Annotated in this window: 14 protein-coding genes and 3 pseudogenes; 10 read left to right on the top strand and 7 right to left on the bottom strand. The window is 65.4% G+C overall.

All coding sequences use genetic code 11. From position 1 onward, the window contains the following. Positions 1-544: pseudogene (locus tag E1261_RS12070) on the bottom strand (hypothetical protein); the annotation flags it as partial. 1888 nt (positions 545-2432) lie between these two features. On the opposite strand from E1261_RS12070, the gene E1261_RS12065 reads away from it, so the two are divergent. After that, the gene (locus tag E1261_RS12065) at positions 2433-4058 is read left to right on the top strand and encodes an MFS transporter (protein WP_132405873.1); all 1626 of its coding nucleotides are present in this window, start codon (positions 2433-2435) and stop codon (positions 4056-4058) included. Positions 4059-5040: 982 nt separating this feature from the next. On the opposite strand, the gene E1261_RS12060 is transcribed toward E1261_RS12065, so the two are convergent. After that, the gene (locus tag E1261_RS12060; RefSeq protein WP_132405871.1) at positions 5041-6195 is read right to left on the bottom strand and encodes a hypothetical protein; all 1155 of its coding nucleotides are present in this window, start codon (positions 6193-6195) and stop codon (positions 5041-5043) included. Further along, complete coding sequence (locus E1261_RS12055) at positions 6192-6731, bottom strand: RNA polymerase sigma factor (RefSeq protein WP_238176159.1); 540 nt, start codon at positions 6729-6731, stop codon at positions 6192-6194. The genes E1261_RS12060 and E1261_RS12055 overlap by 4 nt, the downstream gene beginning before the upstream one ends. 577 nt (positions 6732-7308) lie before the next feature. Here E1261_RS12055 and E1261_RS12050 point away from each other — a divergent pair. Together E1261_RS12050 and E1261_RS12045 are read left to right on the top strand one after the other, a co-directional pair. Further along, positions 7309-10155, top strand: a complete 2847-nt coding sequence (locus E1261_RS12050) for a BTAD domain-containing putative transcriptional regulator (protein WP_132405869.1) — start codon at positions 7309-7311, stop codon at positions 10153-10155. An 81-nt stretch (positions 10156-10236) separates the two neighbouring features. Further along, positions 10237-12750 (top strand): ATP-binding protein, encoded by a 2514-nt coding sequence (locus tag E1261_RS12045; RefSeq protein WP_132405867.1) that lies wholly within the window; start codon positions 10237-10239, stop codon positions 12748-12750. A gap of 200 nt (positions 12751-12950) precedes the next feature. Here E1261_RS12045 and E1261_RS47115 read toward each other — a convergent pair. Continuing rightward, positions 12951-13301: pseudogene (locus tag E1261_RS47115) on the bottom strand (phosphotransferase); the annotation flags it as partial. Here E1261_RS47115 and E1261_RS12035 point away from each other — a divergent pair. From E1261_RS12035 to E1261_RS12025, 3 genes are all read left to right on the top strand, one after another. Next, positions 13214-13738: a methyltransferase gene (locus tag E1261_RS12035; RefSeq protein ID WP_132405865.1), complete on the top strand. Its 525-nt coding sequence runs from the start codon at positions 13214-13216 to the stop codon at positions 13736-13738. The pseudogene E1261_RS47115 and the gene E1261_RS12035 overlap by 88 nt on opposite strands. 209 nt (positions 13739-13947) lie before the next feature. Continuing rightward, positions 13948-14328 carry an SDR family oxidoreductase gene (locus tag E1261_RS12030; protein WP_165952462.1) on the top strand — a complete coding sequence of 127 codons (381 nt, stop codon included), beginning with the start codon at positions 13948-13950 and terminating at the stop codon, positions 14326-14328. A gap of 81 nt (positions 14329-14409) precedes the next feature. Further along, on the top strand, positions 14410-14880 hold the full coding sequence (locus E1261_RS12025) for a Rossmann-fold NAD(P)-binding domain-containing protein (protein WP_132405861.1): 471 nt from the start codon (positions 14410-14412) through the stop codon (positions 14878-14880). 628 nt (positions 14881-15508) lie between these two features. On the opposite strand, the gene E1261_RS12020 is transcribed toward E1261_RS12025, so the two are convergent. After that, positions 15509-16348: a hypothetical protein gene (locus E1261_RS12020; RefSeq protein WP_132405859.1), complete on the bottom strand. Its 840-nt coding sequence runs from the start codon at positions 16346-16348 to the stop codon at positions 15509-15511. Then, positions 16345-16848, bottom strand: a complete 504-nt coding sequence (locus E1261_RS12015) for a SigE family RNA polymerase sigma factor (protein WP_132405857.1) — start codon at positions 16846-16848, stop codon at positions 16345-16347. Before E1261_RS12015 ends, E1261_RS12020 begins: the two co-directional genes overlap by 4 nt. Positions 16849-17024: 176 nt before the next feature. Between E1261_RS12015 and E1261_RS12010 the strand changes: the two genes are divergently transcribed. Together E1261_RS12010 and E1261_RS47110 are read left to right on the top strand one after the other, a co-directional pair. Then, complete coding sequence (locus E1261_RS12010) at positions 17025-17801, top strand: hypothetical protein (RefSeq protein WP_132405855.1); 777 nt, start codon at positions 17025-17027, stop codon at positions 17799-17801. Between the two features lie 181 nt (positions 17802-17982). Further along, a pseudogene (locus tag E1261_RS47110) lies at positions 17983-18375 on the top strand (alcohol dehydrogenase catalytic domain-containing protein); the annotation flags it as partial. A gap of 366 nt (positions 18376-18741) precedes the next feature. On the opposite strand, the gene E1261_RS12005 reads toward E1261_RS47110, so the two are convergent. Next, a complete protein-coding gene (locus E1261_RS12005) occupies positions 18742-19608 on the bottom strand; it encodes a S41 family peptidase (protein WP_165952461.1) in 867 nt (288 codons plus the stop codon). A gap of 161 nt (positions 19609-19769) precedes the next feature. Between E1261_RS12005 and E1261_RS12000 the strand changes: the two genes are divergently transcribed. Next, positions 19770-21527 (top strand): ABC transporter substrate-binding protein, encoded by a 1758-nt coding sequence (locus E1261_RS12000; protein WP_132405851.1) that lies wholly within the window; start codon positions 19770-19772, stop codon positions 21525-21527. 85 nt (positions 21528-21612) lie between these two features. Beyond that, positions 21613-23718 carry a helix-turn-helix transcriptional regulator gene (locus E1261_RS11995; protein ID WP_165952460.1) on the top strand — a complete coding sequence of 702 codons (2106 nt, stop codon included), beginning with the start codon at positions 21613-21615 and terminating at the stop codon, positions 23716-23718. Positions 23719-23754: the final 36 nt, after the last annotated feature.

Below are 23754 nucleotides of genomic sequence, written 5' to 3'. Positions count from 1 at the left end.
CGCCCATCTCGCGACTCAGCTTCGTCACCGCAATCGCATCCACCGGGTGCTCAACGACCACCGGCACCGCACCACGTCCCAGCAGATCCAGCTGCTCCTCGATACCGACCAAGACATTCGTTGGCCGATGAATCGCGGTCGCCGGAGTCGCCGCCTGCGCACGCCCCGTCTCATCGATGCCGACGAATCCCACCGGCGAAAGTCGATGGTCCCGAGCCACCAGCATCAACCTGTCGCGATGCCGATCAACGGCATCGCCCTGGTCGCTCCACTCCACCAGTCCCGCCTTGACCAGCGTCCCGCAGTCAAACCCTTGAGCCCGCAGATGGTCCGTCAGGTTTGAGCAGGTATCCGGCGCATACCCAACCTTCCAATCGGACTCGACCGTCAACACATGCGGCAAACCACGCGCGTCGAGATACGACGCTGGCCAGGTACTCCTCGTCCGCAACAACTCACGCCGAAAGAACTGCGCCGCCGCCCTATTTGCCTCCAGCAACCGCCGCCGCTCATCCAGCGACAACGCATACCCAACCTCGTCCACGAAGACCTCCACAGAGCCGCCCAACTGACAGCTCGAAGATCTCCTCGCCACGACCACGGCAGAAGCCTGATCCGCGATTCCAGGAGTCCGAGATTCAGAACCAACGCAGCCCTTCACGCCAGATCGATCGCTTGCCCGAGGTCCGCTTCGTCCTCGGGTCGCCACCGCCCGCTACCGCGTTCTCTGACGGGCCGACGACCTGTGATCGGCCGAGGGACCGTCCGATCGTCGGTCCAGTCGAGCCGCAGACCTTCAGACCGGGCCAGCTGAGCGCCGGCCGAGTCAATCGCATCGTCGACCAACTTGATTAGCCCAGCGATGGTCCAGCTCCTAGGCCGACCCCAGCCGACGTCTTGCTGCCTGGGTGTCGCCCGGACGTCATTCGTGTCCTCTTCGATCTCCACAGATGCGAATCTCGTAGGCAGCGGGCATACAGGGAACCTGGAACCTAGATTCCAGGACCACCACAGTTCAGACGAGCGCAGTCCGACAATCGGACCGGTGCAGGGAGGTCAATAGGCGATCTGATCGAGGACGAACCCGATCAGGCCCTTCGCACAGCGATAAGCAACCCACTCGCCCGGGTCAGGTGGGTCATCTGGAAGTCAGGCCGGCACTCCAGCTCGGCGAGCAGAATGCTTGCCCTGACACAAGAACGAGGTTGGCAGGCAGACCCGCTTCGAGAAGATCCGGGAACCACCGAGTTCCAGCCCGTCAACGGCGGCATCCAGGATCAAGCAACTGCAGCTGTCCAAGCGGTGCTGGCACTGTTGGATGCAGGTGTTAGTCGCATGAGGTCGCTGTACTTCTCCGCTACCGAAACCCGCCCGGCCGCCCCATCGAGCAGCAACTGGCGGCAGCCGGAGTCATGGTCCGGGCCCACAGCACCCGCGACCAAGCTCGGCCGGTGGATGGAGGCCGCAGCACTCTATGCTCTGCGGCTGGCGCTCGGAGGGGACGAGGCTGGTCCCCACAGTTCGGCGCCACCGAACTTCTGGAACGCCTCGAAACCCTCAGGAGACTCGCGAACCTGCCACGCGGTACCAACCAGCGGCTCATCCAGGTCGATTCACTGCACGGACGCTACTCGGGACCTTGACCACGACGGCCAGCTTGGCGGAGTGGGCTCGGTCGGTGGTCGACGATCTCAACTTGCGCCGAGTCGCAACCGCAATCGGCGACCCCCGCACGATCAAGGAGATCCAGACCCTGACATCTGCCCTCGACGACCTCCTGCTGACGGACCTTGCATCCGATACGGCTGCGACGGGAAGGTTTGCTTTGTCGACCTACCACAACGCGAGGGGGCGGGCGGACCTTCACCGCGGTCATTCTTCCTGGACTGGCCGCAGGAGTCGTACATCCGCTGGCTGGGCCGCCTTGGGACCGTCGGCCACTCCGAGGCCCCAAGCTCGAAGAAGAGCGACGCTACGTCGCGCTGACCAGGAGCCGTGGCAGCGTCCTACTCCACCTCTCGCCAACAGGGATGGATGCGACGAAGCGACCGATCAGCTATGGCCACTCAACTTCCCCCGAACTCGCCGCTTCCCTGGGCCAACAGGCCTGAGACCCATTCGGCCATGTGAGCAGCGAGTCCCGGCTGAAACATCGGAAGCCGGAACCGGATCACCGTCTTCGTGCGTACAGGTGATTGCCATGGCACGGGCTCAGAGGCGGCCAGGTGCCGTTTGCACCGTTCATTCCGGCAGAAAGGCGTCACCGCAACGATCAGGATCGAAGCGTCTCCGGCCTGCCCAGACAGCAGAGCATGGACACAGGCTCAGCCTGTCCGAGGCGCATGAGGCCTTGACACACGGGCGCGCGCTATTCCTCTTCCCGACCGGACGCGTCCGTTAGTCGGGTTTGATTCACCGACTACTGGGCAGCGATGTCAAGCGACGAGGGGGCAACGCACGACATGGCGATGCAAAAGGAATTGCGGCTGTCGCCGCTGTTTCGGACTCTCGGCAACCACGAACGCGAAACAGTGTCCGCGCTGCTGGTCGAGCGAGTTTTTCCGGCGGGTAGCGTGGTCGCCGAGGCAGGATTCCTTTTTGTCGTTGCGGGCCGGGCAAGCCTAACCGTCGGCGGGAGCCTGGCTAGCACGCTAGGTCCCGGGGACCACATCGGAGCGGCTGCCCTCGTGGGCCTACCGCGTTCTGCCACGTTGACCGCCCTCACCGATCTGCATTGCTTTGCCATGCCCTGGCCCGCGTTCCGCCAATTGCTCGACGCGAGCCCGGAGGTCGCCGGCGAGCTACTGATCGCTTTGGGGACACATCCCGCGCCCCCATCATCCGATGCAGATGACAACCAGCCCCGCCCCCTGTCCACTGGGACACGGCACCGAGCCAGTGGCGTCGCTTCCCACCTATCCACGGCATCCGACGAAGCAGCGACTGCATTGCTACCAGCATTCGTGGTTGGCACCCTGGGCTCCTCCCCGCTGGCACTCGGCCTGATCGAAGGCTTGGCCAATGCCGCCGACGGCATCGCCCGGCTAGGCGGTGGCGCACTGAGCGAGAACCCGCGACGACGCCCCCTTATCAGCCTGGTCGCGTTCACCCTGACTGCTCTGCTCAATGGGTTGGTGGCGCTCGCTGCCACCAGCCCACAGGTAGGCATGTTGAGGGCCGGCGCGTCCGGGGCCCGTGGGTTGCGTTCCCCGCAACGCTACGCGGCCGTGCCGGAACGCGCCGGCAAGGGCGGCTATGGCGAGGAATTCGGCCGTAAGCGCGCAACCCACCATCTGGTCTCGGTAACCGGGCCGCTGCTCGCGTTCGCGATCCTTGCTCTCGCCGACGTCCGGTCGGCGCTCGTTGCCACCCTCGTGCCGGGTCTACTGGCGGTAGCGATGGGGACATGGGTGATCCGCCGGACACCGTCTCGGCCGAACGCCATCAGCCCACCAACCCGGCTGCGGGTGCGTGCAGTCTTTCAGGGCCCGCTCGGTCGGTTCATGACGGCGATCACTCTGTTCGAGCTCTCCAACTTCGCTGCGGTCCTGCTGATCCTGCGCGCCACCAAGCTGCTCGAGCATCGCGACGTACCGTTTGGAGCGCAGGCGATGGCCGTGCTGCTCTACTTACTGTGGCGGCTAGCAGCCTGTGCGTCGTCTTACTTGTGCGGCCGCCTGCTGGACAGTCATCGGCCAGTGGACCTGATGCGAGCCGGGGTGGTCATGCTGTTGGTTTCATACGCCGGCTTCGCGTTGCTGCCCGGGACGGTGCTCGGGCTGGCGTTGTGCTTCCTGTACGCCGGCGCGGCGATCGGCGTGGTGGACGCCGCCGAGCACGTCGGCGTCGCACAGGTCGCCCCAGGGCCGCTGCGCTGGTCGGCGTTCGGGTCGCTGTCCGCCGTGCGCAGCTTGGGCCGACTCACCGCCACAATTGCAGCCACGGCGGTCTGGACATTCCTCGGCGCCGAGTTCGGCCTGCTGCTGGCCGTCCCACTGATGATCGCTGCGCTGGCTGTGATGAGCAGCCACGATCCCGGCATACGCCCTCCTGCGTGACAGCGGGGGTGGCTTCCCCGCATCACGACCGAGACGCCGCCAACGTCTAGCCGCTGCAGTTGAGGCAGCTTGACCTCGGACTACTTGCGCTCAGATCGACGTCAACACGCAAATGCAGCAGGCGGTCGGGATGACTTCACCCGTCGTTGCAGCGACCTGTACACACGGTTGGGCGTCTGGGTCTGAGCGCGTCCAGCTGGGTGGACCATCGACCGCCCCGATGGCACCCGATCGGTTGCCACATGCACGACGGTCACGGGGACCGACGCCATCGCGCCGAGGACATCGTGGTTGAACCAGCCGCGGCCGGGCTCTAGCGGTACTGGCGGGCGACTCGAGCAAGGGGGACCAGCAGTCCCAGTCAGTCTCGTCGCAAGGATCGCGCTAGTGTGAACGATCTTTTCGTTGTGCACATAGACATGAGTCAGGCGCTATCAGCGTCCTCGACAGGCACAGCATCAGCCCCGTCATGAGAGAAGAAGCAGACAGTGCCCAGATCCAAAGGCACCCGGATTGCGCAATACCAACCACGTCGCCGCCGTACTGACCAAACTCGGCGCAACCAACCGCATCGAGGCAGGCGACCGCACCCACCAATGGACGACCGGCCCCCATCCGACTGCCCCGAGATCAGTCCACCATGAGCGCCGCTAGCCAAGCACTGCACTCCGACGTCGAAGTCAACCCGGTACTGGGTCTCTCCGCAGCAGGGTTCTGCAGGCGGTCGTGCGAACGGCCTACGCTCTATCGGTTCTCCCTCGGAGCCCCGCATGCTCGCTGTTCCTCGAGATGCTGGGTCGCTTCCGGATCGCCGACACCCGAGGTAGTCATCCAAACGTCGTCGACGTCTGTGCATGCCGAGCTGATCCGCGACCCGTCCTACTGGCTCCTGGACTTGGCGATTCCGCTGTTGCGACCGACTGACCGCTCCCGCGCATCACCAAAGGCGGTCCCGCGAGAGCAGGACCGCCTGAGGAGGGTCTCATGGCCGGGTGAGGACGATGTTCTTGTCCTGCTCCGTGCGGAGCAGAGTGCACTCACCGCTGGCGACGTCGCAGCGGTACAGCCGCTGCGGACCATACTTGTTGCCTTCTCGATGCTGAGTGACTGCAAGCACCCGGGTGGCGTCCTCGAAGACTGCCGACAGGGGGCCGCGGATCGGGTCCACGAGCTTCAGCTGGGTGGTCTTCCCGCTAGCGACGTCAATGGCGAGTTTGCGTTCGCTATAGAGCATGGTCTTGCCGTCGTCGGACAGGACGGCATAGACAGCTCGCTGGCCGCTGGCGCAATGCTGACGCTCCACGTTGAACTTCCCGTCACGCAGCGCGCCGGCCTTGACGCAGCGGCTGTTTCCGGCTGCAGTTGCGACCGCCACCGTATCTGTAGCGGGGCTTACAGCAAGGCTTCCGGTGAATCCGTTTACTCGAACCGGCTCGAACGCCGACTGACCGGGACGCCAGACAAACAACTCAGCCTTTCCGCCGCTTTCCACCGAGCCCCACACGCCAGTCTGGTTCCATCCGTGCAGGAGGAACATCTGCCGTGGCACCGCAACCTTGGAACGGCTGTATACACCGCTCGCGACATCGATGACATCGAACCGCCCGCCACCATCCGGAGTCGTGCGCGTCATGACCGCAATCTCCCGACGGTCCGGAGACAGCACCGGCATGTCAGCCTTCGACGGCCCGATAGTGCGAAGCGCCCCATTGGGCTGCAGGATCGCGGCACGGAAGTCGCCACCAGGGGCAGAGACTCGTTGAGTCAGCCATCCGTCACCAACACGGCCGTAAATCAACTTGATCTCGTTTGGGAGCCTGACCGTGCGAGAGCCGTCGTACAGGGTGGCGGTCAACCTGTCACGCCCACGCCTCGCATCGTTGACAATGTACGGAACCTGCGGCGACGCATCCACGACCGATGTACTCGCCGCGCTAGGAGCGTCGGCAGAGACGCGATTCACGAACGTCACCGTCAACACCAGCACGGCAGCGACCGCGGCTGCGGTCAGGATCATGGGCAAGGCGAGCTGCCGCCGATGTACCTCGGTCGTCAATGCAGGTCCACGGGCGGTAGCGGAAACCGTCGCAGCCATAGCCTCGAAGTAGTCGCGGAGACGAGCTTCGGTGTCGTTCATCGGAGTCCCTTCAAGCGGTTGGTGAGCATGACGAGTCTGCGCGACGCAGTGGAACGTGCACTGGCCTCGCGAATACCGAGCAGAGCGGCGATCTCGCCGAACGGCAGATCGAGATAGAACCGAAGAACCAGGACCTCACGAGTACGTGCAGGCAGACCCTGCAGAGCTCTCTGCACCTCCCCGCGTTCCTCGCTGAGAACCACATCGCTCTCCGCCGAGGCCTTAGGTGCCTGGTATGGCGGGGTGTACATGCGAGCGACGCGTCGACGACGCAGCACCGAACGACTCCGATACAGAACCGCCGCCCGCAGATAGCCGAGCTCGACCCCTTCCTCTTTCAACGGCCATTGCCGATACAAGGTGGCAAACGCCTCCTGTACGACGTCTTCTGCCGCCTGCCGATCGCCCATCGTCAGCACAGCCAGGCGCACGAGCCCAGTCCAGTGCTGCATGTGGAGCGCCGAGACGACCGTTCGCGCCTCGTCTCGCAGCAGAGCTTCGTGGGGACCGCTCGTGCTCATCGGTTCGTTCGTCACACCCCTCCAGTCGCGCTGAGCCGGAGAAACGCTGCTAAACCCGGCAGACGGTTCCTCATCACTTGCCCACCGGGATTCCAGTTCGCGCCGAGTCCACCCAGCGCGCAGCTTTTCAATGCATTCGGCGACCAGTCAGACAACCGACCACATTCTGCGGTCCTGGCTGATTGGAAGAAATCGCCGAATGCGGGAATCCGCTGGCACGAGCGCGGAGGTGCTCGTCCCTGTTACAACGAGGCAGCATCAGGCGGAAAGGTGGTTGGCCCCGGGTTCATCTCGGCTCTGCCAGCGCGACCGAGACACGCAGCGCCAGCACCCGCCTCGCCTCAAGGCACGGTGGGTGGATGCTTCGGCGGTCGTGGAGTATGCGACCACTCGCTGATGCCGGCCTCAGTCAGCAACCGCCGCTCCCTCGTCGTCGCTCTTCGACGAGACCGCTCATGATCACGCTGGACCCCGAGCACGGTCCCATCAGGCCACTACCAGAGTCACGGTCAGGTCAGCTGCCGGGCATCGGTGTCCGGTACCTATCTGAAGCATCGAGCTACCTAGGTCGGGCAGGCGCTAAGCTGTGGCGATGGCGGCGGGGGATCTGCCGGTTCGGTTGTCGAGCTTCGTCGGGCGGAAGGCCGAGCTGACGGAGCTGTCTGAGCTTGTCTTGGCGCATCGGCTCGTCACGGTGACCGGGCCGGGCGGTGGTGGCAAGACCCGGCTGGCGGTAGCGCTAGCCGATCGGCTGCGGTCACGGTACGGCCATCGCGTCCGCTGGCTCGGTCTGGCCGGAATACCACCGCGGAGTGCCGTCGACCGCGTACTCGCGGCGCTGGCTGACGCCTTCGAACTGTCCGAAGAAACGATCGAATCCGCGGTCACCGCGTTGGCCGGTGAGCCGTCACTACTCGTGGTCGACAACTGCGAGCACGTGCTGGAGACCGCCGCGCCACTGCTTGGCGAGTTGTTGCGCGCCTGTCCAGGGCTGACAGTGCTGGCCACGAGTCAAGAGGCGCTGGGGATCGCGGGTGAGGCCGTCTACCGGCTGCCACCACTCAAGGCAGAGGCAGCACGGTTGTTCGTCGATCGCGCTCAGGCGGTTTCGCATGGTTTCGAACTGACCGAGGCGAATGGTCCGCACATCTCGGCGATCTGTACCCGGCTGGACGGCGTACCGCTGGCGATCGAGCTGGCCGCAGCCTGGGCTCCAACGCTCGGCGTGGCGCAGATCGCGGCTCGGCTGGACGACACCCTGGCTGTGCTCACCCAGGGCGATCGGGAGGCGATGCCGCGGCATCGGACGCTGCGGGCCGCGCTCGACTGGAGCTGGGATCTGCTGGAGAAGCCGGAGCAGGAGTTACTTGCGCAGCTCTCCGTGTTCCACGGCGGTTTCTCGGTCGACGCGGTGGAGGCAGTAGCACAGTCCGAGGATGTGTTGCGGTCGCTGTCGAGACTCGTGAACCGGTCGCTCGTCATGGTCGAGCAGAGCGACCAGGCGCAGTACCGGCTGCTCCGGATCGTCCAGCAGTATGCGGCCTCCCGGCTCGGCGACGACTCCGGGCCGGCCGAGCGGCTGGCGCAGCATGCTCTTGACCTGCTGCAGCGGGCCGCTGGCCGGTGGGAGGGTGCGGAGCAGCAGGAGTGGCTCGACCTGTTCGTTGCCGAGCGGGACGGTCTGCAGACTGCCCTCACCTGGCACATCGATCGCGGCGAGGCCGAGCAGGCGACCAAACTGGTGGTCGGGTTGTGGTGGCCGTCGTACTTGCTGGGCCGGTACCGGGAGACCCGGGATCGGCTGGAGCGGGTGCTCGCGATGCCCGGTCCGGTGCCACCGGACCTGCGGACGGAGGCCGAGCTGGCGCTGGGCACGATGGCGCACTTGCAGGGCGAGGCTGACCTGGCCGAGGTGCATCTGAGGGTCGCATTCAACGCCATGAAGGCGGCCGGTGATCTGACAGCCGAGGCGCGAGAGCTGCATTGGCTGGGCGGCGCCGCGATGCGTCGAGGTGAGTACGACGAGGCTCGCCGGCTCGGAGAGCGGTGTATCGCACTATGGCGGACACTCGACCATCCGTCGAACCTGTCCCGGGCAATCGACTATCTCGGCATGCGCGAACTGCTGGCCGGTGAGCTCGATCGCGCCGAGGCGCTGCTGCGCGAGGCACGGTCCCGCTATGAGAGCGACGGTGCGGGCGAGGGGCTCGGCTGGACGACCGTCCTGCTGGCCGGTGTCGAGCACTACCGCGGTGAGTCGGCCGTGGCGCGGACGCTGCTCGGTGAGTCTCGTCGGCTGGCCGAGCGAACCAACTCCGGCAGCACCCTCGCCTGGACGCTGCAGTTCCTCGGTCTGGAGGAGCGTCGCGCCGGGCGTCTGGATGCCGCGGAAGACCTGCTCAGCCAGAGCCTGCAGGCACACAATGACCACGGCAATCGGTGGCGGGCGGCAAGCATCCTGGAAGCACTCGCCTTGACAGCACTGGCCAGGCGCAACGACCGCGGTCAGCTGCGGCGCGCCGTACGGCTGCTCGGGCACGCCACCAGTCTGCGGGCCCGCTTGGGTACGCCGGTGCCCGCGGTCGAAGCCGACGAGGTCTCGGCCGGGCTGCAGGTGGCACGGGCGGCATTGCCGCTGGATGAGTTCCGGACCGCATGGGCCGAGGGAGAGATCTGGTCCCTCGAGAAGGTGGCCGAGGTCGACCCAACCTCGCGGCCGGCCTCGCCGCCGATCACGATCGCCGAGACCAGAGTCGATGCGCTGCGAATCGTTGCCCTGGGCGTCTCCGAGGTGCACCGCAACGACACCCTGCTCGATGCCGCCGATTGGGGCTACGCCAAGCCGCGGGAGCTGTTCCAGTTCCTGCTCGGCTCCGGCCCGGTCAGCAAGGGCCGGATCGGCGCCGAGCTCTGGCCGGACGTCTCCGCCCAGACCCTCCGCAACAGCTTCCACACCTGCCTGCACCAGGTACGCCGTACCCTCGGCCGCTCGGATTGGATCACCTTCCGCGGTGGCCGCTACGAGTTCAACCAGTCGCTCGAGTACGCGTACGACGTCGCCGACCTCGAAGCTGCAGCCGCGGTCGGCGACCTGGCCCGGGTGATCGATCTCTACCGCGGCGACTACCTGACCGACGTGACCGGCGCCTCCTGGATCGACGAGCGCCGCGAGAGCCTGCGCCAAACCTTCGAGCGCTCACTCATCGCGCTGGCCGAAGCCAAGGCCACCGATGGCCACGTCGAAGAGAGCATCGACCTCTACCAGCGCGCTGTCAGCCACGACCCTCTGCTCGAATCCGCTCACCGCGCCCTCATCTCCCTGCACCTCATCCAGGGCGATCGGGCCGCCGCCGTTCGCCAGTACAACACTGTCACCGAAATCCTCGCCACCGAACTCCGAACCACCCCCAGCCCGCAGACCACGGCTCTCCTCCAGTAGGTCCGCCCCTAGCGGTTCCCACAGCGCGGGGAGAGATCGTGGGCGCGGGGAAGACATGAGCGAACCTCGGGGGTTCTACTGATGTTGCTGGAACGGGAATCGGCGATACGTGCCGTCCTGGGGGCGGTGGCGGAGCCGGAAGGAACCGTCGTGCTGCTGACCGGGGAAGCAGGGGTCGGCAAGACGAGTGTGATCCAGGAGGCCCTCGGACAGGTCGGCGCGCACGTGCGGGTCCTGAGAGGTGCCTGTGACGACATGCTGGCGCCGTCACCGCTGCAGCCGATGCGGGACGCCGTACGGGGGACGACAGGCCCCTTCGCGTTGGCGCTGGCCGCAGGAGAAGATCTGTACGAGCCGCTGATCGCGGAGTTCCGCGGTGCGCGGCCGACGATTCTGGTCATTGAGGATGTGCACTGGGCCGATGACGCGACGCTAGATCTGCTGCGGTACCTCGCTCGCAGACTGAGCAGGTTGGAACTGGTTCTGGTGCTGAGCTTTCGTGACGGCGAGATCGATACGCGGCATCCGTTACGCGCCTTGCTCGGGTCGCTGACCGAGGTGCCGGTACGGCGGATTGCGTTGGAGCCGCTGTCGGCGGAGGCGGTCACGGAACTGGCCCGCGCGGCCGGTCGGGATGCCGACGAGCTGTATCGGCTGACGAACGGCAACCCGTTCTATCTGACCGAAGCGCTGGCCGGCCCGGCGGACGCCGTACCGCTGACGGTGGTCGATGCGACGCTGGCCCGGTTACACACGCTCGATCAGGAGAGCATCGCGGTCGTCGAGCAGTTGTCGGTCATTCCGCGGCCGGTCGGATTCCAGTACATCGATCACATCCTCGGCGGCCGGACGGAAGCACTGACCCGGGCAGAGCGCCGCGGGCTGCTCCAAACCAGATCGGAGGCGATCTCGTTCCGCCACGAGCTGGCTCGCCGGGCGATCGAGGAGGCATTGCCGACGATCCGCCGACGGGCACTCAATGCCCGGCTCGTCGAGCTGATCCTGGCCGCCGACTACCCCCGAAAGCTGTATCCGCTGGTTCATCACGCGGTCGCGGCCGGGGACCGCGAGACGATCGTCGAGTTCGCGCCGCAGGCGGCCCGGGAGGCGACAGCTGCGGGATCACATCGGCAGGCACTGACGCACTACGAGGCCCTCGCGCCGTACGTCGATCAGCTGCCTGCCGCCGAGCGGGCCGAGGTACTGGCGGGGTACGCCTGGGAGCTTCACCTCGCACATCGGTTCCCCGAGGCGATCAGCCGGTGTCAGGAGGCGATTGCTCTGTTCGAAGAGCTGGCCGACCGGGTCTCACTGACCGAAGCTCTGCTGCAGCTTTCCCGGCACTCCTATCTGGCCGGGGAGACAACGACCGCGCTGGTTGCTACCGAACGAGCCTTCGAAGTTGCTCAGGGCAACGCTGAGGTACTGCCGCACGCAGTCGGCAGTCGCGGCATGATGCTCGTGCTGACCGGCTCGCCGGCAGCCGCCGTACCGCTGCTCCAGCAGGCGCACATCCTGGCGAGCGAAGCCGGCCGGACCGACCTGATCGCGCTCTGCCTCAACTACCTGGGCCTGGCCTGGTGCGATCTCGGCCAGCCCGGAGGGCTGGAGAACTTGAGGATCAGCATCGACGCCGCGCAGGCCAGCGGCGACTTCGAAGCCGTTGCCCGCGGCTACACGAACCTGACCGAGATGCTCTACCGGGCGCGCCAGTGGGACGAGCTCGAGCAGACGATCAAGGCCGGTCTGGAGTTCACCGACGAGCGCGGCTTCGGGTCGCATGCCTACAACCTGCAGGCGCACCGTGGATTGCTCATGATGCGGCGCGGTGACCTCGCCGTCGCCGAGCAGCACCTGCGCCGGCTGATCGACACAGTGGATGAACCGGGCATGCTGTCAGTGCTCACAGCCGCCGGGCTCGGACGCGTGCTGGCGCGCCGCGGGGATCCCGAAGCAGGTCATCTCCTTGCTGATGCGTGGGCACAGGCCAGTAAGCAGCAGTCGACGCTCGGTCTCTCGCATGCTGCAACCGCGTATGCCGAATGGGCCTGGCTGAACGACCTGCCGGAGATCTGCGAGGAGATCCGGGCCGGACTCGGCCGCTCGCTGGAGGAACCGGCGTTCCGTGAGCTGGCGCGCTACCTCGCCGTCGCGGAGGCGGCCGACCAGGGAAGGTGCGTTCGGGACCAACAACTCGAGTCGTGGGAGGAAACGCCGTACGAGCACGCCGTCCAACTCGCGCTGACGGCCACCCGGGAGGCAACCCTGGAAGCGCTGGAGATCCTACTCAAGCTCGGCGCCGCACCGGCGGCCAAGCTGGTACGGCGGCGGTTGCGCGAGCTCGGCGTCCACCGGATCCCGCGCGGCGCCCAAGCCAAGTCACGGAACAACCCGGCAGGGTTGACCGACCGTCAGGTGGGCGTCCTGATGCTGCTGATGGACGGACTGACGAACGCCGAGATCGCAGCGAAGCTTGTGGTGTCGGTGCGTACCGTCGACCACCACGTCGCGGCGATCCTCACCCGGCTTAACGCCCGCACCCGCCGGGAAGCGGCGGCGCGCGCCCAAGACCTCGACCTCCGGCTCATCGGTTGACAGATAGCAGGACCCCAGGTTGGCGAGTTGGTCGCCTCACTCCATTTGGTGAAGAGCGGCGCGGACGCCGGCGGCCGGATCGCCTTCGTGATAGACCCGTTCACTCGGCTCGATATTGTCGAGGCGGCCCAGACCGTGGCCGCGTGTTCACGCTTCTCGGGCGGCAGCCAGCCGTACAGTCGGCGCAGGTCGGTCGCTGGGTGGCCGACGAAGCTGTCCGACCAGTCGACGATCATCCGGGTGCTCCCGTTGGATCGCCAGTTGCCGGGATGGAAATCGCCGTGCACCAAGGTGATCGGCAGGCCGGACTTGCTCCGCAACGATTCCGGGGAGCGCGTCGACGAGTTCGCGAGGAGCCTGCGTTCAACCAGGTATTCGGGATGTCGATTTATGAGTACCTGCAGACGAATCCAGCCGCTGCGCAGATCTTCGGCTCCACCGTGGCGAGCTTCCACGGCACGCGATGAAGCCGACAATCGCGTCGTACGACTTCTCGCCGTACCGGACAGTTGTCGACGTCGGCGGCTCGGGGAGCCTGCTGATCGAGCTGCTGCAGGCCTATCCGGAGTGCCGAGGTGTGCTGCTGGAGCTAGATTCGATGCTCCCAACAGCCTCGTCGACCATCGCGGCCGCAGGACTGGCAGATCGGATCGAACTTGTCGCCGGCGACTTCTTCGCCGCCGTACCGGCGGGCGATGCATATCTGGTCAAGAGCAATCTGCACAACTTCGGCGACGACCAAGCGCTCGAACTGCTGCGCGTGGTTCGCTGCGGGAACGCGCCGGTCTTCGTGATCGAGACGATGATCCCGGCCGGCAACGATCCGCACTACTCCAAGTTCGACGACATCGAGATGATGGCGATTGCCGGTGGGAATGACCGCACCGAACGGGAATGGTCCGAACTCGTTACCGCCGCCGGGTTCGCCGTACGGGCCGTGCTGCCCGCTGACGAACGCTTCTCGATGTCGGTGGCTGACCCCGTCTGACTCAATGGTTGGCGACTCCAGCGACGCGGCAGCTGACAGTTGGTCAAGTTTCAGGGTCGACTGGCGCACGAGGATGCCGCCCGACACCCGACGAACCAATCATGTCCGAACGCACGTACTGCCTCCATCACGTCCCGTCTTGCGTCCCAGGTGTGCCGCTCCGACTGCGACATAGCGCTGTTGCCGACGCCTCGACTGAAAGGATCACTGTGGAGGAGAAGATCAGGGTGCTGGTCGTCGGATCGACTGGCACAATGGGATCGTCCGTGCTGGGCGCACTGGTGGCAGCCGGAACACCAGTGAGAGTCCTGCAACGGAAGCCGCCGCCCGGTCCACCAGTTCCATCGCATGTCGAGGTCTTCACCGGTGACCTCCGGAACTCGAATGACGTCCGCGCCGCCATGACCGGAATCAGCGCCGCATTCTATGTCAGCCCACACGATGATCATGAAATCGACATGGCGGAGACATTCATCCAAGCGTGCGAACGGGCAGATGTCAGGCTCGTGTTCGGCGGGGTCCATGCAACTGGAGGCGTTCTTTCGCGTCGTTTGAAGCGGCTCCTCTTCTCGGCGATGATGCCTCACTAAAGAGGTAAGCTCCGGATCGGCAACCTGGTCTTGCGCTCAAACACCCGGCCAGTCCTGCTGATTCCGACGAACTTCATGCAGATGGACGAGTTCGCGCGAGAAGAAATCATGTCTGGTCGCTATCCGTTCCCGCTGGCCGGCGCCAACCGGGTCGATCTCGCCGACCTGGCTCACGTGGCGCAGGTTGCTCTGACGGATCCGGACTTCCCTGCTGGCGAGTACCCGATTGTTGGGCCAAACTCGATCAGCGGTGCTGATTGCGCCGCAGAGTGGAGTCGCGCGCTCGGCAGGCCGGTCCAGTACACAGGCGACGACGCGCACCAATGGATGGCCTTCTTAGGGAAGCAGTTCTCTGGGCAGAAGCTCGCCGATATGCAGAAAACCTACACGTTGCTTGCGAAGCGGACGTGGCCGACGGACGTGAAGGAGATGGCTGTCACTGAACGACTACTGAAGCGGCCGCCGACCAGCTACCGCGACTACGTCGATCGAATGGCACACGAGTGGCTCGGCCTACAGACTGACCGTCAGTCAGGCCAGTCCACGCGGTGATTGGTTTCACCGCGTGGACTGCCCGAGAACGTTCCCTGGTCGTAGCCACTGGACTCGCACCCGGGGCAGCAGTTGTCCATTTCCGGATAGTCCGCAAGATCACACCGGGGACAGGAACTGAAGGCCAGCACGAATCCCGGCCCGACGTCACCGAACCAGATCCCACCTTGACGACCCGTGACCTCCGCCGACCGGAGCGGTTCAGAACCCGACGAGCATCCCGACGATGTTGAGCCGCAACATCATCACTAGCAAACTCTCTGACCACTATCCGCACCCGCCAAGCTGACGCGGCAGCCCCTGCGTTGCTTGACGAGGCACTGGATACGCACCTACAGCTGGTTCAGTCAAGATCGCGCGGCAAACGCCGGCAGGAGGTCGCGCCCTGCACTGCCCATCGCTCGGGCGCTGCTGGTTTCATGGCTATCCGTCCTCGACCGTCGTGATATCCACGCGTATGCCACGATGGTCATTTTGTTGCTTTCAGCAAACACATGGTCCCTCGATACGGAGCACGAGCACTCCACGACGTCCTCAGTCGAGCCGATCTGGCCCGGAAGTCACTACCGATCGAGACCGCGACCGACCACCAAGAGGATATTGCGGACGAAGCTATCCGGCGGCCACACTACCTTTTGCCTAACGGCGGGATCCGCTGTGCCTGGTACGGCGCTTTCTCGTCAAAGACCGGCGCTCCCTTGGCGTCGTAGCCCCTGATTCGGACCATGACCAGTGACTTGCTCTCGTCGTCATGCGGCCATCCGATCGTGAAGAAGCCACCGGACTGGCTCAGCAAGGCCTCGCGCGCGAGCTTCTCCCCGGGCACATCGACCAGCACTCGCGTCACCCCCTTAGGAACCTGAATACCCCTTGCCTGGGTCATCGTCAGGTTGTGCGGGTTGCCCTTCTTGACAACGTAGGTGGTGCTCGCACGGTCGACAACCCCAGAGCCGCGGAACTGTCCTTTCGCGCCGGCCGAGTGACAGGTTGCGGCGATCGATCGGTCCGGCGAAACGAAGATGGCCGTGAAGGCGTCGCCAACACCACTCTTCACCGCCAGCGTCCACTTCGCATCGATCGGTCCGGCCTTGTCGAACGTGTTCACCCCATACCTCTTGTTCAAGTCACGAGCTTCCTTGTCACCAGACTGGCAGCGCATGAGGATCGCAATGTGCTTCAGGAGACTCACGGGCGGCGGCGGAACGGCTTTCCCACCTCCAGCGGTATCGGTGCCATCAGCCGCCGCGACCTGCGTGTCCGATGCCCCCTGCGGGCCACGCAATGCGGAGATGGCCGGCGGCGCGACGGCGGTGACCGCGATCGCAGCTAAGGCCGTGCTCGCGACAACCGCGAAGCGGCTCCGGCGCACCGCCCTACGGCCGCGCTGCAGAATCGCCTCGACCGAGATGTTCTGCGACCGATCGTCATCGTTCGCTGCAGCGTCAAGCAGCCTCTCGATATCGTTCATGCTGAGTTCCTCTCTGGTAATGCGAGCAAGCTGCGGAGTTCAGCCAGCCCGCGGGATGTCTGGCTCTTCACGGAGCCGGCGCCGGTTCCGAGGATTTCGGCGGTCTGTTCGATGCTGAAGTCCGCGTAGTAGCGCAGAACCACGCAGGCACGTTGGCCTGGCGGCAACCTCGACAGAGCCTGTACGACGACCGCACGGGTGTCGACAACCGTCATCGCATCTGGGGCAGCCAGGACAACCGATTCCAGCCCGCCGAGGATCTCGCTTCGCCACTTGCGCCTGGACTGGTCCAGCACGGCCGATACCACCGCACGGTTGGCGTAACTTGCGAGGCCGCCATCCTTCCTAAGATGCCTCCACCGCCGATACACCTTGACCAACGCGTCTTGCGTGGCATCTTCGGCCCGGTGCCAGTCGCCGCACATCAGGTACGCCGTCCTGCACATGCGCCGAGCAGCCACTACAGCGAACTCTGCGAACTCGTCGTCGCGTCGTCGCATCTGGCCTCCTCTCACCTGTCATCGAAGGAAACGCATCCGAAGTCGACGAAGGTTGAGAAGCGGCCGACGGCTAGCCCGACCAGTCACCGCAAGATCAACGCGTCGAACCTCAGCTCTACGCACGGGTATCGGGCACCGGTTCGTCCGGCAACGGGGCGATGCGCCAGACTCTGCGCATGGAGGCAGTCGAGATCTGGAACAAGATCAACGAATCGGCCAGGATCTTCGCGTGGCCCGGTGTAGTCGTCTTCACGGTGATCCTCTTCAAGGCCAAGCTGGGCAGCCTTCTCCAGCGTCTGCGCGAGGCGGACACGCCGGCTGGAACCGTCAAGTTCGATCCGAGCGATCAGAGCGCCGCGAACTCACTGATGGAAGCGTCGGCGAGCAGCCTGGTGGAGACTGTCAAAGCCGAGATCGAGGCTGCGTCGAAGGCCGGGGGCGAGACTCCAGCACCGATCGTCGAAGAGCGACTGGATCTCCGGGAGATCAAGGACGAGGTCGAGGACCTGATCACGACATCGTTCGCGGCAGGTTTCGATGCCGCGAGGAAGGTCGACCCGAGCAGCGATCGGATGAGGAAGGCTGCGACACCTTCGCCGGTCATCACCTGGAACGGTTCCGAGCCACAGGTCGCCGGTTACTCCGGCGTGACCGACGCGGTGCACACGGCCGTCCTGAGGGAAGAACGTGGCAGGGTGCTCAACCGGCGCCGGCTCCTGACCGAAATCATCGAGCGAACCGAAGCCGACATCGCTGACATCGCCGAGAAGCTCGAGAGCACCAACGGTGACAAAGATCTGCAGACTGAGCTACTTCGCAAGCACACCGCGCTCAGAGGCCAACTCGGGCGGCGACAGCGGGACCTGAAGGCACTCAACAATCAACTCGCGATCTTCGACGCGGAGTTCGGTGAGATCCGACTGGGCGAAGACAGCAACCGGCCGTCAGCCTAGCGACGCGACGAAGGGTCACGCGATCCGTTCCTCGGTTCGCTGCGTATTCGTCATTGGTGTCCACGAGTACCAGCCGAGGTGAAGCGAGCATGCGTGCAGTTGCCGTTCGAGCCGCCGGTGGGCCTGAGGCAGTCGAGGTCATCACCCCGATCGCCCACGGCCGGCGACAGATCAGGTACCGGTCCGCGTCGAGTCCGCCCCCGTCGCACCGGTGGACATCGACACTCGGTCGGGCGAATTGGCAGGTCTCCTCGGTGATCCGAATCCCTATCACGCCCTCGGAAGATCCGCGGGTGGAGTCGTCACCGAGGTCGGATCGGGCGTCCGAGCCTTCGCGCCGGGCGGCCGCGTGGTCGGCTGGGTCCCCACGCCTCACCGACCCGTACGGCGCACAAGCGGACTGCGTGGTCCTCCTGGTGAGCTGCGTCGTCAAGGTGCCGGAGGGGATGGACCTAATTGGCGGCTCTACTCTGCCCTCAATGGCCTGACTGCTGGCCAGGCCTTGGCCCAACTCGGCCTGGGTGAGGGCCAGAGTGTTCTGATTACCGGTACCGCCGGCGGCGTCGGCGCGTAGGCTGTTGAACTCGCCGCTCAGCGGGGCCAGCGGGGTCGATGGAGTCATCGATGCCGCTGTACTTCGAGACGCTGCTCTGGACGCCGTTAGCAACGGTGAGCGCTTTGTGACGTTGGTGGCCGGCGGTGAACCGGTCGCCGCTCGCGGAATCAGGATCAGTATGCCGTGGACAGCCGGACGGTCCACGACTTGCCGAACTGGTCTCGCTGGCTGGGGCCGGCCAGCTGACCCTGCGACTCGGAATGAGGTACGCGCGCACAGATGTCGTCGCGACACACAAGCGCTTCGAGCAGGGACAACTCGGCGGCCATCTCGTACTGGTCCCATAGGGCCGAGAGCGACTGGGATCGTCGGTTCGACCAACTGTTAGCGCAGCGCCGCCACCGCGGTCTCGATGACCGTGTCGGGAGGGCTCACGACGTCGGGCACAACACCGACGCCCTCCCAGTTGGTGCCGGTGATGCTGTCGACGACGTACGCCTCAGGCAGGAACGCCACAACCGTCGGCGCCAGCCGGATCGGCGTGATGTGATCGGCAGCGCCGGGCGTGGTCTCGCCCACGACGACAACCCGGCCACGCGCTTGCAGGTGATATGCGAGCGCTTCCCCGGACGAGAACGTCCCCCGACCGACGAGAACGGCAACCGGCTGCCGCAGACTCGTGCCGGACGGCAGGGCGGGTGTCCACCACTGGCGCCGCCGGTCCCGGTAGACAACCTCGGACAGCTGCGTCGGCGTATCACCAAGCAGCCAGCCAGCGATATGCGCCACGGTCGCCGGGTCGCCGCCCCCATTGGCCCGCAGGTCGAGCAGGATCCGGGCCGAGCCCTGCGCGAGTGCGAACGCGCCATCGAGATACGGCTGGGCCAGGCTGACAGCGTCGAGGTCATCGACGCTGATGAGGCAGGTGCCGTCCGCCATCCGCCGCACCTGCGACACGCACGCAGCCCGAGCCCTAACCACGTCCGGGTCAGGATCCGGCCAGCCCCGCGACACGGTGTCAGGCAGGCCAGTACCGCCGGGCTCGAAGATGAGCGAGAGATGGCGGGAGACCGTCCACGCACAACGCTCGATCGCCACGCAATCTGCGCCGGTGACGGGGGTATCCACGCTCTCGAACCGCTCAGTGAGACCGGCGACGAGCGCGTCGCGCCGTGGACTGGCCGGCATCAGCCGGCGCAGCCAACCCGTGAGCCGCTCGACGAGATCGCACACCACCAAGGCATCGGACATGGTCGAACAGTAGAACAGCGGCTCAAGGTCAGCAGGCTCGACCATTCTGTCCGCAGGTCGGATTGGGTGATTGATGGCGGATTTCCCTCCTGTTTGGCGATGCGGGCCTTAAGACACTGCACACGTGGTGCATGAGGCGCCCGGAATGGAGAGATCCGACGATGCAGTGGAAACGGCTCACCGTAGTCGCGACGACGGTCCTGCTGGCCGCCGTCGCGTGCGGCAGCCCGTCCTCGAACAACAACCAAGGCGATCGCAAGCCAGGGCAGCTCGGCGGTGGCACTCAGCAGAAGATCACCGATCCGACGGCCAAGGGCCCGGCTGCTGACGCGCCGGATGCCCGCAAGGGCGGCATCATCACGGTGCTCTCCGACGCCACCCCCGATACCTTCGACCCGACCAACACGTTCTACACCGATGGCACCGCGATCGAGAAGCTCGTCTTTCGGGCACTGACGCAGTACAAGATCGTCGACAAGAAGCCGGTTCTGGTGCCTGACCTCGCCGCCGACCTGGGCACGCGGTCGGCCGACGGCTTGACCTGGACCTTCAAGCTCAAGTCAGGCATCAAGTACCACGACGGTACGCCGGTCAAGGCCGAGGACTACGCGTACGCGATCAAGCGGTCGTTCGCCCACGAGCTGTACGACGCCGGACCGTCGTACCAGCTTCAGTACTTCAAGGACGGCGGCAAGTACAAGGGGCCGTACACCGAGAACGGGCAGAACTACGCCGGCGTCGAGACTCCCGATGACCGCACGTTGATCATCCACCTGGCCAAGCCGTTCGATGATCTCCCGTACTACGCCTCGTTCCCGATGTTTACGCCGATCCCGCAGGCCAAGGACACCAAGAAGAACTACGAGCAGAAACCGATGACGACCGGCCCGTACCAGGTCGCCTCGTACACGGCCGGGAGCGAGCTCAAGCTGACGAAGAACCCGAACTGGGATCCGAACACCGACCCGGTGCGGCACCAGTACGTCGACGGCTTCACCTTCAGGTTCGGCCAGGACAAGCTCAAGGTGCAGCGGCAGGTGCTGTCATCGGCCGGGCCGGATGCCAACGCACTGAACTACAGCGACCTCGATGTCAGCCTTCTTCCCGAGGTCAAGGACCGTTCTCAGCTGGTGACCGGCCCGACCCCGTGCACGATCATGTTCACGATGGATTCCCGGAAGATCCCGCTCGAGGTCCGCAGGTTGGTCGCCAAGGCCTATCCCTACGACGGCCTACGGCTGGTCTCCGGCCTCACTCCGGACAGCGCAGTACCGGCCTCGACGATCCTGCCGCCGACCATGCCGGGATTCGAGAAGTTCGAGCTACCTGGACTGAACGGAACCGGCAAGGGTGCCTCCGATCCGGCGATTGCGACCGAGGTGAAGGATGCATTGGCCAAACTAGGCAAGGCGGACTTCGAGCTCAGTTGGTACTTCTCGAACGACGACCAGATCGCTACCCAGGTCAATCAGCTTCGCACGCAGGCGTTCACCGCGGCCGGATTCAAGGTGAGGTCGATTGGCGTGCCGAAGGCGCGAATCAGGGCGCTGAGGGGCGATCAGAACGGGCCCGTCAACACCGGCAAGGATCCGGCAGGGTGGTGCGCCGACTGGCCGGAGCCGACCAGTGTCATCCCGGTGCTCTTCAAGTCTGACGCAATTGACTTAGGCAACAGCTCCGGTCAACTGCAGGACAAGGCACTGGACGCCGAGATCGAGCGGGTAGCGGCGTTGCCGCCGGAACAGCGCGTCAAGGAGTGGACGAAGGTCGACCGACTGATCCTCGAGAAGTACCTGCCGGTTCTGCCCCTGTACTACCCACAGGACAACATGCCGATCGGCAAGAACATCGGGAACGCCATCAGCGATCCGACCATAGGCGTCATCGAGTTCTCCTCGCTGTTCCTCAAGCAGCCCTGACCCAGGGGCTGATCGAAGGCGGCACCGGGCTCCGGTGCCGCCTTCGATCCGGTCGCGGTGATTCCTACGTACCCCTGCCATGGCCATGGCGACTGTTCATCCCGCCGGGCGCCAGGACTACGACCGACTGACAGGGACTCTGGAGGCGGGCTGGCACGGCGTCCGCGGTATCGCAATCGTCGGCGAGGCCGGTATCGGGAAAACCTACCTCGCTGACGCCACCGCACGCGTCGCCGCCGAGCTTGGCTGGACGGTCGCCGCGACTACTGCGGTCGAGCACGAGCGATCAAGTTCGTTCGCAGCCCTGGCCGGCCCTCTCGCACAGGCTCTCGGGGCTTCCCTGCCGGACCTCGCCAGCGACGACCCTCGCTGCTCGTCGATCACGCGGCGGCATCGGCTGTACGACGTGATTGGATCTACCCTCAGTGACGGCTCCGGCGACCTGCTCATGGTGATCGACGATCTGCACTGGGCTGATCCGGACTCCCAGCGGCTCATTTGCAGCTTGCTCCAGCGACCGATGGAGCGAAAGATCCTGATTGCGGTCGTCTATCGGCGTGCGCTGATGCTCGAGGCTGACCAGCGTGCAACCCTCCACATGCTCGAGCGCGCTACCAAGATCACAATCACACCTCGCCGCCTGACCCGGCGCGAGAGTGCCGACCTGCTCGGCCTCCCTGACGGACCTCAGGTCCAGCGCATGCACCAGGCCGGCAACGGAAACCCACGGTATCTCCTGGCGCTTGCCCGGCCGGAGGAGCTGACTGCTCTCGTTCAGCGAGAGATGGCTCTGCTCACAGACCGCAGCTCGACCGTGCTACAGGCTTCCGCATTGCTCGGAGCATCATTCGACTCGTCGCTTCTACCGGAGATCACCGGATTGGATCAGAGAACCGTCGACGAAGCAATCGACGAGCTTCTCAGCCACGACCTGCTGGAAGCCATGCACCTGCGCCGGCTGCGCTTCAGCAAGCCGGCCTTCCGGCGCGGAGTCCTCGCCACGATGCCCAGGGCAACGAGGCGGACGCTCCATGCAGCGGCGGCGACCGAGCTGACACGTCGCGAGGCATCGCCCACCACCATCGCTCCACACGTCGAACGTGTTGCTCGACACGGGGATGTCGCCGCGGTCGACGTGCTGCGATCCGCGGCTGATATTGCGCGCTGGCAGGACCCTCGTAGCGCCGCCAGGTGGCTGTGTACCGCATCCGAGCTCGTGCCAGGACAGGAGAGTTTGCAGGTAGCTCACGCCTCCGTACTGATGACACTCGGTCGGCTCTCCGAGGCTCAGCAGGCGCTCCCCCACGCGTCCCTCAGAGGTGGGGGGATCCTGAACGCCCACCTGCGGGTCCTGCAGAGCAGACCCGTCCACGATGTCCCCAATGTAGTCGAGCCAGGCATCAGACTCTTCGATCTTGTCGAGGTCGAACTGCTCCTGGGCCGCTACAAGTCAGCCTCACAGAGACTCCCCGCATTGTCCGAGCTGCCTCCGTTCGTGCCGAACGCGTTGCAGGTTGCTGCGAGCTTGTGCCTCGGCGAGCGACTGGCAGCAGAGGAGGCGATGGCGCGCACCGGCATTCTGTTGCGTACAACGACCGACGCGGACCTCGCGCCGTACATCGGCTCGATCGTCTGGGCCGGGCTCGGCGCGCTGCACCTGGATCGCTTGACCATCGCGCTAGAGGCCGCCGAACGCGGGCTGGCAATCATTGATGCTGTTGGCAACGAGCTCTACCGTGCTCCGCTGCTTTGCCTGCTGAGCTGGGCGGCGCCGTCACCAGAAGACGCCACCGCCACGATGGCTCAGGCGCGCACCGCCGCCAGGTTGGTTGGCAGCCCTCTCTACGCCACCCTGACGCATGCTAGCCCGGCCGATCTGTTCTCTGCGGCCGGAATCTTCTGCGTACGCGAGAAGCCACCGGCATCGAGCGCGCTGACTCGCCGCGAGTTGGCCGTCGCGGAACTCGTCGCCGACGGCGCAACGAACCGTCAGATCGCGACCGCCCTCTTCCTGAGCGAGCGCACGGTTGAACGCCACCTCAGCAGGATCTTCACGAAGCTCGACATCAGCACCCGATCCAGCCTTGCTGCGCTGGTCGGAGCCCGGGGCACGCAGTGGCCGCTCCCGAGCGGCAGATCGGGAGCGGCCGGACCTGCGATCCGGGCTGTCGGATCACCGACGGCCCGGTAGCCCAAACGCAGACCCACGCCCTATCTACGGAGCGAG

This window comes from Kribbella albertanoniae (assembly GCF_004348455.1).
Lineage (GTDB): Bacteria > Actinomycetota > Actinomycetes > Propionibacteriales > Kribbellaceae > Kribbella > Kribbella albertanoniae.
The sequence above is the reverse complement of the archived record's forward strand: the minus strand, read 5'-3'. Positions and strand labels throughout refer to the sequence as shown.

Excerpts from the sequence above, each read along its gene's own strand:
- E1261_RS12065 (WP_132405873.1), top strand. The coding sequence starts at position 2,433 with ATGTCAAGCGACGAGGGGGCAACGCACGACATGGCGATGCAAAAGGAA.
- E1261_RS12045 (WP_132405867.1), top strand. The coding sequence starts at position 10,237 with ATGTTGCTGGAACGGGAATCGGCGATACGTGCCGTCCTGGGGGCGGTG.
- E1261_RS12025 (WP_132405861.1), top strand. The coding sequence starts at position 14,410 with ATGGACGAGTTCGCGCGAGAAGAAATCATGTCTGGTCGCTATCCGTTC.
- E1261_RS12000 (WP_132405851.1), top strand. The coding sequence starts at position 19,770 with ATGCAGTGGAAACGGCTCACCGTAGTCGCGACGACGGTCCTGCTGGCC.
- E1261_RS12020 (WP_132405859.1), bottom strand. The coding sequence starts at position 16,348 with ATGAACGATATCGAGAGGCTGCTTGACGCTGCAGCGAACGATGACGAT.
- E1261_RS12010 (WP_132405855.1), top strand. The coding sequence starts at position 17,025 with ATGGAGGCAGTCGAGATCTGGAACAAGATCAACGAATCGGCCAGGATC.
- E1261_RS12035 (WP_132405865.1), top strand. The coding sequence starts at position 13,214 with ATGAAGCCGACAATCGCGTCGTACGACTTCTCGCCGTACCGGACAGTT.
- E1261_RS12050 (WP_132405869.1), top strand. The coding sequence starts at position 7,309 with ATGGCGGCGGGGGATCTGCCGGTTCGGTTGTCGAGCTTCGTCGGGCGG.
- E1261_RS12015 (WP_132405857.1), bottom strand. The coding sequence starts at position 16,848 with ATGCGACGACGCGACGACGAGTTCGCAGAGTTCGCTGTAGTGGCTGCT.
- E1261_RS12005 (WP_165952461.1), bottom strand. The coding sequence starts at position 19,608 with ATGTCCGATGCCTTGGTGGTGTGCGATCTCGTCGAGCGGCTCACGGGT.
- E1261_RS12060 (WP_132405871.1), bottom strand. The coding sequence starts at position 6,195 with ATGAACGACACCGAAGCTCGTCTCCGCGACTACTTCGAGGCTATGGCT.
- E1261_RS11995 (WP_165952460.1), top strand. The coding sequence starts at position 21,613 with ATGGCGACTGTTCATCCCGCCGGGCGCCAGGACTACGACCGACTGACA.